Raw genomic sequence first — 15500 nt, 5'->3', positions numbered from 1 at the left:
CGGCCTGCGTTTTGCAATTCGCGAAGGTGGCCGCACGGTCGGCGCCGGCGTGGTTGCCAAGATCATCGAGTAAGTCATTCACGGCATATGTCGTGTTGTAGGTGGTACTTGAAGGTGATTTAAGGGATTGAGGGGTTTCGCCGCTGGCGTTTACCCCTCGGTCCCTGTATCCTCTCTAACGTACCTGTTTGTTATAGGCCAGTAGCTCAATTGGCAGAGCAGCGGTCTCCAAAACCGCAGGTTGGGGGTTCAAGTCCCTCCTGGCCTGCCATTTCTAGCAACCCCTTGCGGTTGCAATCGGGTCACTTTATCCCATGGCAGGTAAAGCGGAAGAAGTAGAAGGTGCCGGCTTCGACACCGTCAAACTGCTGGCGGCCGTCGGGCTGCTGGTGGCGGGCGTCACCGGCTTTTACTGGTTTGCGGATCAGTCCACCCTGCTGCGCGTGTTAGGCCTGATGGCCTTTGCCGCGGTATCGGTGGGTATTATTTTCACGACCGCTAAAGGTCGTTCCCTGGCCGCCTTCCTGACGGATGCCCGCACAGAAGTGCGCAAGATGGTCTGGCCCTCGCGGGCCGAGACCCTCCAGACTGCCCTGGTTGTCATTGCGGTCACCATTTTGGTCGCAATCTTCCTGTGGCTGATCGACATGCTGCTCGGCTGGTCGATCCGCGAATTCATCCGTTGAGCGATTAGGAAGTCAAGATGGCCCTGCGTTGGTATGTCGTACATGCGTACTCCGGTTTTGAAAACCAGGTGAAGCGCTCCCTGCGGGAGCGTATCAACCGGATGGGCATGGAAGACAAGTTCGGCGAGATCCTCGTGCCCACCGAAGAAGTGGTGGAAATGCGCGATGGTCAGAAGCGCAAGAGCGAGCGCAAGTTCTTCCCTGGCTATGTTCTGGTGCAGATGGAAATGGACGAGGACAGTTGGCACCTGGTGAAAAGCGTGCCCAAGGTCCTTGGGTTCATCGGCGCCAGCCAGGACAAACCTTCCCCCATCTCCGAGAAAGAGGCCGACACCATCCTCCAGCGCATGCAGGACGGGGTCGACAAGCCGCGTCCGAAGGTGCTGTTCGAGGCCGGCGAGGTGGTGCGCGTGACCGATGGTCCGTTCAACGACTTCAATGGCGTGGTGGAAGAGGTCAACTACGACAAGAGTCGCTTGCTGGTGGCCGTGCAGATCTTCGGTCGCTCCACGCCGGTGGAGCTGGAGTTCCATCAGGTGGAGAAGACCTGATCAGGCAATGATCGGGATGCTGGCAGGCGTGCCGGCGATCAAATCCTTGAACGGCAGCGAATCCCGGGCGTGACCCGGGATTCGCTGCTTTTCCCCAGGGGAGCCGAAAGGCGCTAACACCCATATTCAGGAGTCCATACCATGGCGAAGAAGATTGAAGCTTACATCAAGCTTCAGGTGGCGGCCGGCAAGGCCAATCCCAGTCCCCCGGTGGGTCCGGCGCTGGGTCAGCGCGGCGTGAACATCATGGAGTTCTGCAAGGCATTCAATGCCCAGACGCAGGACATGGAACCGGGTCTGCCGATTCCCGTGGTGATCACTGTGTATTCCGATCGCAGCTTCACCTTCATCACCAAGACGCCGCCCGCGGCTGTGTTGTTGAAGAAGGCGGCCGGTATCAAGAGCGGCTCCGCCACCCCTAACACCTCCAAGGTGGGCAAGGTCACGCGTGAGCAGGTGGAAGAGATCGCCAAGACCAAGTGGCCTGATCTGACCGCTGCCGATATGGATGCCGCTGTTCGCACCATTGCTGGAAGTGCCCGTGCCATGGGCCTTGACGTGGAGGGCCTCTAAGATGGCTAAACTGAGCAAGCGTATGCGGGCCATCCGCGAGAAAGTGGAGCCCGGCAAGTTCTATCCCCTGAATGATGCCTTGCAGATCCTCAAGGATGCGGCTTCCGTGAAGTTTGCCGAGTCCGTGGATGTGAGCGTGAATCTGGGTGTGGACCCGCGCAAGTCCGACCAGGTGGTGCGGGGTTCCACTGTGCTGCCCAACGGCACCGGCAAGACCGTGCGCGTGGCCGTGTTCACCCAGGGTGCCAATGCAGACGCTGCCCGGGAAGCCGGTGCGGATATCGTAGGCATGGATGACCTGGCCGAACAGGTGAAGGCCGGCAATCTGGATTTTGACGTGGCCATCGCCAGCCCCGACGCCATGCGTGTGGTGGGGCAGCTGGGCCAGATCCTGGGCCCCCGCGGCCTGATGCCGAACCCGAAGGTGGGTACCGTGAGCACCGATGTGGCCACGGCGGTGAAGAATGCCAAGGCGGGTCAGGTACGTTACCGCACGGACAAGTCCGGTATCATCCATTGCACTATTGGCAAGGTGAGTTTTGAGCCGCAGGCGCTGGAGGAAAACCTCAATGCGCTGCTGAGCGATCTGCAGAAGGCCAAGCCTTCCGCAGCCAAGGGTGTGTACATGAAGAAAGTGACGGTCTCCACCACCATGGGCCCGGGTGTTCCCGTGGACCAGGGGAGTCTGGCTATCTGATGAATGAAGCCCCTCTCCCGCCAGCGGGAGAGGGGTTGGGGTGAGGGTGGTGATGGGTATAGTGCCCGCCGCTCCCCTCATCCCCGGCCCTTCTCCCCTGAGGGGAGAAGGGAGCAACAAGATTAAGTAGGTTTGGGTAGGACTGCCGGCGGTTGCCGGCATCCGTCCAAGACCGCAGGTGTGCCGGGGAGGCCTGGCACTTAATGAAGCGGCAGTTTCGCCTGCGCAGACGGTGTCTCCCGATTCAGGTTCTTCCTGCTGAGGGTACGCCGTGAAAGGGGTCGGGGAATGGTTCCTCGGCTTTATCACTCAGCGTCGGAGGCGTAGTTAAGCCCCCGTCGTCAGACAGGAGGTAGGTAATCCGTGGCACTGAATCTCGAAGACAAGAAAGCGATTGTCTCTGAGGTCGCCGCGGTGGCCGCTCAAGCACATTCGGCCGTGGCTGCCGAATACCGTGGACTGTCCGTTGCCGAGATGACCGAACTGCGCCAGAAGGCGCGGGACACCGGTGTCTATCTGCGGGTGGTGAAGAACTCCCTGGCCCGCCGCGCGGTTCAGGGGACCGATTTCGAGTGCATGCAGGAAGGGATGGTGGGTCCGCTCATTATTGCCTTCTCCCAGGAAGATCCTGGTGCAGCCGCTCGTCTGGTCAAGGACTTCTCCAAGGACCACAAAAAGCTTGAGTGCAAGATGGTGTCCGTGAGCGGGCAATTGCTGGGACCGGCGGAACTTGAACGCCTGGCCAGTATGCCGACCCGCGATCAGGCCATCAGCATGCTCATGGCGACGATGAAAGCCCCGCTCGACAAGTTTGCTCGCACTGTCAATGAAGTGCCTGGCAAGCTGGTTCGCACCGTGGCCGCCATCCGGGACCAGAAGCAGGCCGCCGCCTGACCCATTATTGAACCGAATCGGGTATTGCACCCTCTTAGGAGTTAAATCATGGCAGTTTCGAAAGAAGACATCCTGGAAAGCATTGGCAACATGACCGTCCTGGAGATCGTTGACCTGATCTCCGCCATGGAAGAAAAGTTCGGCGTGTCCGCCGCTGCCGCTGTGGCCGCTGCTCCGGCTGCTGCTGGTGGCGCTGGCGAAGCCGCTGAGGAAGTGAAGGACGAGTTCGACGTGGTGATGTCCAGCTTCGGCTCCAACAAGGTTGGCGTGATCAAGGTCGTGCGCGGCCTGACCGGCCTGGGCCTGAAGGAAGCGAAGGACATGGTGGAATCGGCTCCGGCCACCATCAAGGAAGGTGCCAACAAGGACGATGCCGAGAAGATGAAGAAGGAACTGGAAGAAGCCGGCGCCACTGTCGAACTGAAATAAGGCGTTGGTCTGGTCCTTTGTTGAAAGACCAGGTCCTGTCAGTACAGGGGCTGGCGGTGCTGCACCGCCGGCCTCTTTCTGCTTGTCCCAGCTCACTTGTTCCTGTGAGTGGCGTGTCGATTCTGTCGATTCTAGTGTGAGGAATCACAATGGCTTATAGCTACACCGAGAAAAAGCGAATCCGCAAGGACTTCGGCAAACGGCCCCAGATCCTTGAGGTCCCCTATCTGTTGGCCACGCAGATTGATTCCTATCGGCAGTTCCTCCAGATGCGCGACCCTCAGGAAGGGCGCGAGGAGGTAGGTCTGCACGCCGCTTTCAAGTCGGTTTTCCCGATTGTGAGCTATTCCGGTTCCGTGGAACTGGAGTATGTGAGCTATCGGTTGGGCGACCCTGTGTTCGATGTAAAGGAATGTCAGTTGCGGGGCATGAACTATGCCGCGCCTCTGCGTGTGCTGCTGCGCCTGGTGATCTACGACAAGGATGCCCCGGCGGGCTCCCGTGTCGTCAAGGACATCAAGGAGCAGGAAGTCTATATGGGCGAGTTGCCGCTCATGACCGAGAACGGCACCTTTGTGGTGAACGGCACCGAGCGCGTGATCGTGTCTCAGTTGCATCGGTCCCCGGGTGTGTTCTTCGACCATGACAAGGGCAAGACCCACAGTTCCGGCAAGCTCCTGTTCAATGCCCGTGTGATCCCGTATCGCGGATCCTGGCTGGACTTCGAGTTTGACCCCAAGGATTCCATTTACGTGCGTATTGACCGTCGCCGGAAGCTGCCGGCCACGGTGCTGTTGCGTGCGTTGGGTCTGGAGACGGAGGAAATCCTTTCCACCTTCTTCGAGACCACCCAGTACCGCGTGCTCACCGATGGCTTCGAGATGGAGTTGGTGCCGGCGCGTTTGCGGGGTGAAACCGCGGCATTTGATATTCACCTGGGCAATGAGCTGTTGGTGGAATCGGGCCGTCGCATCACTGCCCGCCATGTGCGCAAGATGGAGGAGGCTGGCCTGGATTCCCTGCAGGTGCCGGCCGATTCCCTGATCGGCAAGATCCTGGCCCATGCCGTGGTGGACGAGGACAGTGGCGAGGTGATCGCCAATGCCAACGAGGAACTCACCGCCGATCTGCTGGAGAAGGTGCGTCGCTCCGGCATGAAGAGCTTCCGTACCCTGTATACCAACGAGCTGGATCACGGCCCGTATATCTCCAGTACGCTGAACATCGATACCACCCGCTCGCAGCTGGAGGCGCAGGTGGAGATCTATCGCATGATGCGTCCCGGTGAGCCGCCCACCAAGGAGGCGGCCGAGACGCTGTTCAACAACCTGTTCTTCAGCGAAGACCGTTACGACCTGTCGTCCGTGGGGCGGATGAAGTTCAACCGCCGCGTGGGCCGTGAGGAAGAGACCGGGCCGGGTGTGCTGAATAATGATGACATCCTGGACGTGCTCAAGGTGCTCATCGATATCCGTAACGGCAACGGTCAGGTGGATGATATCGACCACCTGGGCAACCGCCGTGTGCGCAGCGTGGGTGAGATGGCGGAGAATGTCTTCCGCGTCGGCCTGGTGCGCGTGGAGCGGGCCGTGAAGGAGCGGCTGAGCGTGGCCGAGAGCGAAGGGCTGATGCCTCAGGAGCTCATCAACGCCAAGCCGGTGGCGGCGGCGGTGAAGGAGTTCTTCGGCTCCAGCCAGCTGTCCCAGTTCATGGACCAGAACAATCCGCTCTCCGAGGTGACTCACAAGCGCCGTATCTCGGCCCTGGGGCCGGGCGGCCTCACCCGTGAGCGCGCCGGCTTCGAGGTGCGCGACGTGCACCCGACCCACTATGGTCGTGTCTGTCCCATCGAGACGCCGGAAGGCCCGAACATCGGCCTGATCAACTCGCTGGCCGTGTATGCCCGCACCAACCGTTTCGGGTTCCTGGAGACCCCGTACCGGCGCGTGGTGGACGGTAAGGTGACCGAAGAGATCCTGTTCCTGTCGGCCATCGAGGAAGGCAACTATGTGATCGCCCAGGCCAACGTGGCCCTGGACGAGGAGGGCCGCTTGGTGGACGAGTTGGTGTCCTGCCGTTATCAGAACGAGTTCACCATGTCGACGCCGGACAAGATCCAGTGCGTGGACATCTCGCCCAAGCAGATTGTCTCGGTGGCGGCGGCGCTGATCCCGTTCCTGGAACATGACGACGCCAACCGCGCCCTCATGGGTTCGAACATGCAGCGTCAGGCTGTGCCCTGCCTGCGTGCCGAGACCCCGGTGGTGGGGACCGGCATCGAGCGGACCGTGGCCATTGACTCCGGTTCCTCCATCGTCGCCCGTCGTGGCGGTGTGGTGGACTCGGTGGACGCCGCTCGCGTGGTGGTTCGCGTCAATGACGACGAGACCGAGGCGGGCGAGCCGGGCGTGGATATCTACAACTTCACCAAGTACACCCGTTCCAACCAGAACACCTGCATCAACCAGAGCCCGCTGGTGCGCGTGGGCGATACCATCGCCCGCGGCGACGTGCTGGCCGATGGCTCCTCCACCGATCTGGGTGAGTTGGCCCTGGGGCAGAACATGCTGGTGGCCTTCATGCCCTGGAATGGCTACAACTTCGAGGATTCCATCCTCATTTCCGAGCGGGTGGTGGAAGAGGATCGCTTTACCTCCATCCACATTGAGGAGCTGACCTGCGTGGCCCGGGACACCAAGCTGGGGCCGGAGGAGATCAGCGCCGATATTCCCAATGTGTCCGAGAGCCTGCTGTCCAAGCTGGATGAGTCGGGCATCGTCTACGTGGGCGCCGAGGTGAACCCGGGCGACATCCTGGTGGGTAAGGTCACCCCCAAGGGTGAAACCCAGCTTACCCCCGAGGAGAAGCTCCTGAGAGCCATCTTCGGTGAGAAGGCCTCGGACGTGAAGGACACCAGTCTGCGCGTGGCGTCCGGTATCGATGGCACGGTCATCGATGTGCGCGTGTTCACCCGTGATGGGGTGGAGAAGGACAAGCGAGCCCTGCAGATCGAAGAGGCTGCCCTGGAGTCGGTGCGCAAGGACCTCAAGGACCAGCTGCGTATCTACGAGGACGACATCTACGATCGCGTGGAAAAGCTGCTGAATGGCAAGCTGGCCGCGGGCGGTCCCGGGGGGCTGAAGGATGGCGTCAAGGTGACTCGTTCCTATCTGGGGGAACTGCCCCGGGAGAAGTGGTTCGAAATCCGTATGCGTAGCGAGGAGGTGAACGAACAGCTGGAATTGATGGCGGATGCCCTCAAGGCCCAGCACGACGCCTTCGAGAAACGTTTCAAGGAGCAGAAGGACAAGCTCACCGCCGGTGACGATCTGGCGCCGGGTGTGCTCAAGATGGTGAAGGTATATGTGGCCGTGAAGCGCCGCATGCAGCCCGGTGACAAGATGGCGGGCCGTCACGGCAACAAGGGTGTGGTCTCCATGATCGTGCCCACCGAGGACATGCCCTTCACCGAGGATGGTACCCCCATGGATATCGTCCTCAACCCCCTGGGCGTGCCCTCGCGCATGAACGTGGGGCAGGTGCTGGAAACCCACCTGGGGTGGGCGGCCAAGGGCCTGGGCCAGAAGATCGGTCGCATGGTCGAGGCGAAGGCCAAGGTGGATGAGTTGCGGCAGTTCCTGGATCAGATCTACAACCATGATCCGGACAATCGCAAGGAAGACCTGTCTCAGCTGAGTGACGAGGAGATCATGGAACTGGCCGGCAACCTGAAGAAGGGTGTGCCCATGGCCACGCCGGTGTTTGACGGTGCCCATGAACACGAGATCAAGTCCATGCTCAAGCTGGCGGATCTGCCCGACACGGGGCAGGCCACGTTGATTGATGGCCGCACCGGCGAGGCCTTTGATCGCCCGGTGACCGTGGGTTACATGCACATTCTGAAGCTGAACCACCTGGTGGATGACAAGATGCATGCGCGTTCCACGGGGCCCTACAGTCTGGTGACCCAGCAGCCGCTGGGCGGCAAGGCGCAGTTTGGTGGTCAGCGCTTCGGTGAGATGGAGGTCTGGGCGCTGCAGGCCTATGGTGCGGCGTATACCTTGCAGGAAATGCTCACTGTGAAGTCCGACGATGTTCAGGGACGCAACAAGATGTACAAGAACATTGTCGATGGCGATCACCGGATGGAGGCGAACATCCCCGAGTCCTTCAATGTGCTCATGAAGGAGATCCGTTCGCTGGCCATCAATATCGAACTGGAGCAGGACTGATATGAAAGATCTTCTCAATCTCTTCAAGCAGCAGGGCCAGGTGGAGGAGTTCGATGCCATCCGGATCGCGCTGGCGTCGCCGGAGATGATCCGGTCCTGGTCATTCGGCGAGGTGAAGAAGCCGGAGACCATCAACTACCGCACCTTCAAGCCGGAGCGGGATGGCCTGTTCTGCGCCAAGATCTTTGGGCCCATCAAGGACTATGAGTGCCTGTGCGGCAAGTACAAGCGTCTCAAGCATCGCGGTGTGGTCTGCGAAAAGTGTGGTGTGGAAGTCACCCAGACCAAGGTGCGCCGCGAGCGCATGGGGCATATCGAGCTGGCCAGCCCGGTGGCTCATATCTGGTTCCTGAAGAGCCTGCCGTCCCGTATCGGTCTGCTCATGGATATGACGCTGCGCGATATCGAGCGCGTGTTGTACTTCGAGGCCTTTGTGGTGGTGGACCCGGGGATGACCACCCTGGAACGCAACCAGCTGCTCAGCGATGAGCAGTATCTGGAGGCCATTGAGGAGCATGGTGATGAGTTCGACGCCCGCATGGGCGCCGAGGCCGTGTTTGAATTGCTGCGCTCCATCGATTTGCAGGCCGAGGCCACCCGCATGCGCACGGAAGTGCGCGAGACCAACTCCGACACCAAGATCAAGCGCCTGGCCAAGCGCCTGAAGCTGATCGAGTCGTTCCTGGAATCAGGCAACAAGCCGGAGTGGATGATCCTGGAAGTGCTGCCGGTGCTGCCGCCGGATCTGCGTCCCCTGGTGCCCCTGGATGGCGGCCGCTTCGCCACCTCCGACCTGAATGATCTGTACCGCCGGGTGATCAACCGCAACAACCGCCTCAAGCGGCTGCTGGAGTTGAACGCCCCGGATATCATCGTGCGCAACGAAAAGCGCATGCTGCAGGAGTCCGTGGATGCCCTGCTGGACAACGGTCGTCGTGGCCGGGCCATCACCGGCACCAACAAGCGCCCGCTGAAGTCCCTGGCCGACATGATCAAGGGCAAGCAGGGCCGTTTCCGGCAGAACCTGCTGGGCAAGCGCGTGGACTACTCGGGCCGTTCGGTCATCGTGGTGGGCCCCACGCTGCGTCTGCATCAGTGTGGTCTGCCCAAGAAGATGGCCCTGGAGCTGTTCAAGCCCTTCATCTTCGGCAAGCTGCACCGCCGCGGCCTGGCCACCACCATCAAGGCAGCCAAGAAGCTGGTGGAGCGTGAAGGTCCGGAGGTCTGGGATATCCTGGACGAGGTGATCCGGGAGCACCCGGTCATGCTCAACCGCGCGCCCACGCTGCACCGTCTGGGCATCCAGGCGTTCGAGCCGGTGCTGATCGAGGGTAAGGCCATCCAGCTGCACCCGCTGGTGTGTGCTGCCTTCAACGCCGACTTCGACGGCGACCAGATGGCCGTGCATGTGCCCTTGTCTCTGGAGGCGCAGCTGGAAGCCCGCGCCCTGATGATGTCCACCAACAATATTCTGTCCCCGGCCAATGGCGAGCCCATCATCGTGCCGTCTCAGGATATCGTGCTGGGCCTGTATTACATGTCCCGTGAGCGCATCAATGCCCAGGGCGAGGGCATGCGCTTTTCCGACGTGGACGAGGTGCATCGCGCCTACGAGAACGGCTGCGTGCACATCCATGCCAAGGTGCAGGTGCGTATCCGCGAGGTGGTGATTAACGAGGAAGGTCAGCACGAGGAAACGTTCACCCGCTACGACACCACCGTGGGTCGTTCGCTGCTGTCGCAGATTCTGCCCCCGGGCATGCCGTTTGAGCTGGTGAACCGAGACCTGTCCAAGAAGGCCATCTCGGGCCTGATCAATGCCTGTTACCGTCGGGTGGGACTGAAGGAGACGGTGATCTTTGCTGACCAGTTGATGTACACCGGATTCAAGTATTCCACCCGGGGTGGTGTGTCCTTCGGTATCAACGACATGGTGATCCCGGATGAGAAGACGGGGATCCTGGCGGCCGCCGAGGCCCAGGTGAAGGACATTGAGGATCAGTACGCGTCCGGTCTGGTGACCAAGGGTGAGCGGTACAACAAGGTGGTGGATATCTGGTCGCACACCAATGACCAGGTCTCCAAGGCCATGATGGAAAAGCTGGGCAGCGACGAGGTGGTGGATGCCGAAGGCAACACCCAGCGTCAGCCCTCGTTCAACTCCATCTTCATGATGGCCGATTCCGGGGCACGTGGTTCCGCAGCCCAGATCCGCCAGTTGGCGGGGATGCGTGGTCTGATGGCCAAGCCGGACGGTTCCATCATCGAGACCCCCATCACGGCAAACTTCCGTGAGGGGCTGAACGTACTGCAGTACTTCATCTCCACCCACGGTGCACGTAAGGGGCTGGCGGATACCGCGCTCAAGACCGCGAACTCCGGTTACCTGACCCGTCGCCTGGTGGATGTGTCCCAGGATCTGGTGGTCACGGAAGAGGATTGCGGCACCGAAGAAGGCATCGTCATGAAGCCCATCATCGAGGGGGGGGACGTGGTCGAGCCGCTGCGTGAGCGTGTGCTGGGCCGTGTGCTGGCCCTGGATGTGCTGGCCCTGGATGGCTCGGTGATCATGCCCAAGGGCACGCTGCTGGATGAGGCCCGAGTGGACGCCATGGAGGCGGCTGGCGTGGACGAGGTGGTGGTGCGTTCCGCCATCACCTGCGAGACCCGTCACGGGATCTGCGCCAAGTGCTACGGTCGTGATCTGGCCCGAGGCCATCAGGTGAACATCGGCGAGGCGGTGGGGGTCATTGCGGCCCAGTCCATCGGCGAGCCGGGTACCCAGCTGACCATGCGTACCTTCCACATCGGTGGGGCTGCCAGCCGGACGGCGGCGGCCAGCAATATCGCCGTGAAATCCAGGGGCTCCATTCGTCTGCACAACATCAAGACGGTGGAAAACAAGAACCAGAACCTGGTGGCCGTGTCCCGCTCCGGTGAGATCGGTGTGATCGACGAGGCCGGCCGCGAGCGTGAGCGCTACAAACTGCCTTATGGTGCCGTGATTCTGGTGGGTGATGGTGATGCGGTCGAGGCAGGGCAGGAAGTGGCCACCTGGGACCCCCACACCCACCCGATCATCACCGAGGTGGCCGGTACCATCCGCCTGCACGACTTCACGGAAGGCGTGACCGTCAATAAGCAGGTGGACGAGGTGACCGGTCTGACCTCGACGGTGATCATTGATCCCAAATCCCGCGGTTCCATGGGTAAGGATCTGCGCCCCACGGTGAAACTGATTGGCCCCGATGGCCGCGACCTGTGCCTGGCGGGTACGGAGATCCCTGCCCAGTACGTACTGCCCGCCAACTCCATTGTGAATCTGGAGGATGGTGCGACAGTGGAAGTGGGTGACGTGGTGGCGCGTATCCCGCAGGAGTCCTCCAAGACCCGTGACATCACCGGGGGTCTGCCCCGTGTGGCCGACCTGTTCGAGGCGAGAAAGCCCAAAGAGCCGGCCATCCTGGCGGAGCGTTCCGGTACCGTCAGCTTCGGCAAGGACACCAAGGGCAAGCAGCGCCTGATCATCACCGAAGAGAAGAGCGGCGAGAACCACGAGGAACTCATTCCCAAGTGGCGTCAGGTGAGCGTGTTCGAGGGTGAGCACGTGGAGAAGGGGGAAGTGATCGCCGAGGGCGAACCCAACCCCCATGACATCCTGCGCCTGCTGGGTGTGACGCCGCTGGCCGAGTACATGGCCAAGGAGATCCAGGACGTCTATCGACTGCAGGGCGTGAAGATCAACGACAAGCACATCGAGGTGATCATCCGTCAGATGCTGCGCAAGGTGGATATCACCTATCCGGGGGATGGGCGTTTCCTCACCGGCGAGCAGGTGGATCGCTCCCGGGTGCTGGAAGAGGTCGAGCGCCTGGGCTCCGACAAGCAGGCTCCGCTGTATGAGCGTGTTCTGCTGGGCATTACCAAGGCCTCGCTGGTGACGGAGTCCTTTATCTCGGCGGCCTCCTTCCAGGAGACCACCCGGGTGCTGACCGAGTCCGCCGTGCGCGGGGCCCGGGACGACCTGCGCGGCTTGAAGGAGAACGTTATCGTGGGACGTCTGATCCCGGCGGGTTCCGGGCTTGCCTATCATAAGGAACGGCGTCGCCGTCGCTACGGCGAGGGGCTGAACCTGGGGATGCCGGAAACCCCCACCGAGGCACCACGTGACACATCGGTCGATCCCGAGGCCAGTACCAGCGAGACGGATCAAAATCCGCCGTCTTCCACGGATCAGCCGACCCAGGAATAACTACCCACTTGACGGACTCAAGTCCCCTGCTTGACAGGGGCCTTGAGTCTGCCTAACATATCGCACCCTCGACAGGCCGGTTGGGTCCGGCCTGTCGTTGTTTTTGGGCTAGGAGAAAAGCTTTCATGGCAACAATTAACCAGTTAGTGCGCAAGCCCCGCAAGCGCCCGACGGAAAAGAGCAGTGTGCCGGCCCTCGAGGCCTGTCCGCAAAAGCGTGGTGTCTGCACCCGCGTGTACACCACGACGCCGAAAAAGCCGAACTCTGCGTTGCGTAAGGTGGCTCGTGTGCGCCTGACCAATGGTTACGAAGTGTCCAGCTACATCGGCGGTGAAGGCCATAACCTTCAGGAGCACTCCGTGGTGCTGATCCGCGGCGGTCGTGTGAAGGACTTGCCCGGTGTGCGTTATCACACGGTTCGCGGCAGCCTGGATACCCAGGGTGTGCAAAATCGGAAGCAGGCTCGCTCCAAGTACGGCGCGAAGCGTCCCAAGAAGGCCTAAGCGGCCTGTTGAGATAAGACCATGTCCAGAAGATCCGAAGCTCCCAAACGCCATATCCTTCCCGACCCCAAGTACAAGAGCGAGCTGCTTGCCAAGTTCATCAATACGGTGATGCGTGATGGCAAGAAGTCCGTGGCTGAGCGGGTTCTGTACGGCGCCCTGAGTCAGATTGAAAGCAAGAAAGGCGATGGCCTGGAAGTGCTCGATCTGGCGCTTGAGAATGTGCGCCCTCGTGTTGAGGTGAAGTCCCGCCGTGTTGGTGGCGCCACGTACCAGGTTCCTGTGGAAGTTCGTGCAGTTCGTCAGAACGCCCTGGCCATGCGCTGGATCGTGGATGCCTCCCGCAAGCGCGGTGAGAAGTCCATGGCCCTGAAGCTGGCGGGTGAATTGATGGATGCGTCCGACAGCAAGGGTTCGGCCGTCAAGAAGCGTGAAGACACGCACCGCATGGCAGAAGCCAATAAGGCCTTCTCGCATTACCGCTGGTAAGACGGCGGCCTAGGCAATAGTTTCTTCGAGGTATTTTTACAGTGGCACGCAAAACCCCCATCGAGCGTTACCGTAACATCGGTATCATGGCGCACATCGACGCCGGCAAGACGACCACCACGGAGCGGATTCTGTTCTATACCGGTGTGTCCCACAAGCTCGGTGAGGTACACGACGGTGCCGCCACCATGGACTGGATGGAGCAGGAGCAGGAGCGCGGGATTACCATTACCTCCGCTGCGACCACCTGCTTCTGGCCGGGCATGGAAAAGCAGTTTCCCGAGCATCGCATCAATATTATCGATACCCCCGGGCACGTGGACTTCACCATTGAGGTGGAGCGCAGCCTGCGCGTGCTGGACGGTGCCTGTGCCGTGTTCTGTGCCGTGGGTGGGGTGGAGCCTCAATCCGAAACGGTGTGGCGCCAGGCCAATAAGTACCAGGTGCCGCGCATGGCGTTCGTCAACAAGATGGACCGTCCCGGCGCCGACTTCCTGCGTGTGGTGAAGCAGATCAAGGATCGCCTGGCAGGCAATCCCGTGCCGCTGCAGCTGCCCATCGGGGCCGAGGACGGCTTTGAGGGTGTTGTCGACCTGGTCAAGATGAAGGCCATCTACTGGGATACGGACAACCACGGCATGACCTTCCAGGAGAAGGACATTCCCGCCGAGATGCAGGATGACTGCCAGACCTGGCGCGAGCACCTGGTGGAGGCGGCTGCCGAGTCTTCCGAGGAACTGATGGAGAAGTACCTGAATGACGGCGAACTCAGCACGGACGAGATCAAGCAGGGTATTCGCAAGCGCACCCTGAACAACGAGATCGTGCCTGCCCTGTGTGGCTCCGCGTTCAAGAACAAGGGCGTGCAGGCCATGCTCGACGCCATTGTGGAATACATGCCGTCGCCGACGGATGTGCTGGCCATCAAGGGTCATCTGGATGATGCCAACGAGACCGAGGCGCTGCGTCATTCCACGGACGATGAGCCCTTTGCTGCCCTGGCCTTCAAGATTGCCACCGACCCGTTCGTGGGGACGCTGACCTTCTTCCGGGTGTACTCCGGCGTGGTCAAATCCGGCGATACCGTGTTCAACCCGGTGAAGAGCAAGCGCGAGCGCATCGGTCGTATCGTGCAGATGCACTCCAATTCCCGGGAAGAGATCAAGGAAGTGCGCGCCGGCGATATCGCGGCGGCTGTGGGCCTGAAGGATGTCACCACCGGTGAAACCCTGTGCGCCATGGACAGCGTCATCACGCTGGAACGCATGGAGTTCCCCGAGCCCGTGATCTCTGTGGCCGTGGAACCCAAGACCAAGAGCGACCAGGAAAAGATGGGTGTGGCGCTGGGCAAGCTGGCTCAGGAGGATCCGTCCTTCCGCGTGCGCACCGACGAGGAGTCCGGTCAAACCATCATCTCCGGGATGGGCGAGTTGCACCTGGACATCATCGTTGACCGCATGAAGCGCGAGTTCAAGGTGGAGGCCAATGTCGGCAAGCCGCAGGTGGCCTACCGTGAAACCATCCGCAAGACGGTGGAGCAGGAAGGCAAGTTCGTGCGTCAGTCCGGTGGCCGCGGTCAGTATGGTCACGTATGGGTGCGCATCGAACCCCGTGAGGCCGGTGATGGTTACCTGTTTGAAAATGCCATCGTCGGTGGCGTGGTTCCCAAGGAATACATCCCTGCCGTGGACAAGGGCATCCAGGAGGCCAGTAAGAACGGTGTCGTGGGTGGTTTCCCGCTGGTGGATTTCAAGGTCACCCTGTTCGACGGCTCTTACCATGACGTGGACTCCTCAGAGTCGGCGTTCAAGATTGCCGGCTCCATGGCCTTCAAGGAAGGCGCCGCCAAGGCAAGCCCGGTGCTGCTTGAGCCGATCATGAAGGTTGAGGTGGTGACCCCGGAAGAATACATGGGCGATGTGATGGGCGACCTGAACCGTCGCCGTGGCCTGGTGCAGGGCATGGATGATGCCCCGGCCGGCAAGATCGTGCGTGCCGAGGTGCCGCTGGCCGAGATGTTCGGTTATTCCACCGATCTGCGTTCTGCCACTCAGGGCCGCGCCGTGTACTCGATGGAGTTCTGCAAGTACGCGGAAGCGCCCGCCAGCGTGGCCGAAGCCGTCGTCAAGAAGGCGTCCTGATCCCGGGCCATTGCGGCCCAGCCAGATTTGAATTTTTTGAAGGGGTAGAAAGG

The 15500-nt window shown here is 61.0% G+C and carries 11 protein-coding genes, 1 tRNA gene and 1 pseudogene; all 13 read left to right on the top strand.

Annotation, left to right across the window (positions count from 1 at the left end; translation table 11 throughout):
• A pseudogene (locus LPW29_RS13580) lies at positions 1 to 73 on the top strand (EF-Tu/IF-2/RF-3 family GTPase); the annotation flags it as partial.
• A 122-nt stretch (positions 74 to 195) separates the two neighbouring features.
• Positions 196 to 271, top strand: a tRNA-Trp gene (locus LPW29_RS13575).
• Positions 272 to 314: 43 nt separating this feature from the next.
• Complete coding sequence (gene secE, locus LPW29_RS13570) at positions 315 to 686, top strand: preprotein translocase subunit SecE (RefSeq protein WP_238628445.1); 372 nt, start codon at positions 315 to 317, stop codon at positions 684 to 686.
• A gap of 17 nt (positions 687 to 703) precedes the next feature.
• A complete protein-coding gene (nusG, locus tag LPW29_RS13565) occupies positions 704 to 1237 on the top strand; it encodes a transcription termination/antitermination protein NusG (protein WP_090251274.1) in 534 nt (177 codons plus the stop codon).
• 141 nt (positions 1238 to 1378) lie between these two features.
• The gene (gene rplK / locus LPW29_RS13560; RefSeq protein WP_090251272.1) at positions 1379 to 1810 is read left to right on the top strand and encodes a 50S ribosomal protein L11; all 432 of its coding nucleotides are present in this window, start codon (positions 1379 to 1381) and stop codon (positions 1808 to 1810) included.
• A 1-nt stretch (position 1811) separates the two neighbouring features.
• Positions 1812 to 2507: a 50S ribosomal protein L1 gene (gene rplA / locus LPW29_RS13555; RefSeq protein WP_238628444.1), complete on the top strand. Its 696-nt coding sequence runs from the start codon at positions 1812 to 1814 to the stop codon at positions 2505 to 2507.
• A gap of 369 nt (positions 2508 to 2876) precedes the next feature.
• A complete protein-coding gene (gene rplJ, locus LPW29_RS13550) occupies positions 2877 to 3401 on the top strand; it encodes a 50S ribosomal protein L10 (RefSeq protein WP_025282234.1) in 525 nt (174 codons plus the stop codon).
• Between the two features lie 48 nt (positions 3402 to 3449).
• The gene (rplL, locus tag LPW29_RS13545; protein ID WP_090251267.1) at positions 3450 to 3830 is read left to right on the top strand and encodes a 50S ribosomal protein L7/L12; all 381 of its coding nucleotides are present in this window, start codon (positions 3450 to 3452) and stop codon (positions 3828 to 3830) included.
• A 149-nt stretch (positions 3831 to 3979) separates the two neighbouring features.
• Positions 3980 to 8062, top strand: a complete 4083-nt coding sequence (rpoB, locus tag LPW29_RS13540; RefSeq protein ID WP_238628443.1) for a DNA-directed RNA polymerase subunit beta — start codon at positions 3980 to 3982, stop codon at positions 8060 to 8062.
• A 1-nt stretch (position 8063) separates the two neighbouring features.
• Positions 8064 to 12314: a DNA-directed RNA polymerase subunit beta' gene (gene rpoC / locus LPW29_RS13535; protein ID WP_238628442.1), complete on the top strand. Its 4251-nt coding sequence runs from the start codon at positions 8064 to 8066 to the stop codon at positions 12312 to 12314.
• A 125-nt stretch (positions 12315 to 12439) separates the two neighbouring features.
• The gene (gene rpsL / locus LPW29_RS13530) at positions 12440 to 12817 is read left to right on the top strand and encodes a 30S ribosomal protein S12 (RefSeq protein ID WP_090251259.1); all 378 of its coding nucleotides are present in this window, start codon (positions 12440 to 12442) and stop codon (positions 12815 to 12817) included.
• A gap of 21 nt (positions 12818 to 12838) precedes the next feature.
• On the top strand, positions 12839 to 13306 hold the full coding sequence (rpsG, locus tag LPW29_RS13525; protein WP_090251257.1) for a 30S ribosomal protein S7: 468 nt from the start codon (positions 12839 to 12841) through the stop codon (positions 13304 to 13306).
• 41 nt (positions 13307 to 13347) lie between these two features.
• Positions 13348 to 15447 carry an elongation factor G gene (gene fusA, locus LPW29_RS13520; protein ID WP_238628441.1) on the top strand — a complete coding sequence of 700 codons (2100 nt, stop codon included), beginning with the start codon at positions 13348 to 13350 and terminating at the stop codon, positions 15445 to 15447.
• Positions 15448 to 15500 lie beyond the last annotated feature (53 nt).

The sequence above is a fragment of the Ectothiorhodospira sp. 9100 genome (assembly GCF_022227565.1).
In the GTDB taxonomy this organism is placed as follows: domain Bacteria; phylum Pseudomonadota; class Gammaproteobacteria; order Ectothiorhodospirales; family Ectothiorhodospiraceae; genus Ectothiorhodospira; species Ectothiorhodospira marina.
Note: the sequence above shows the minus strand (reverse complement) of the source record. Positions and strands in the feature narration are given on the sequence as shown.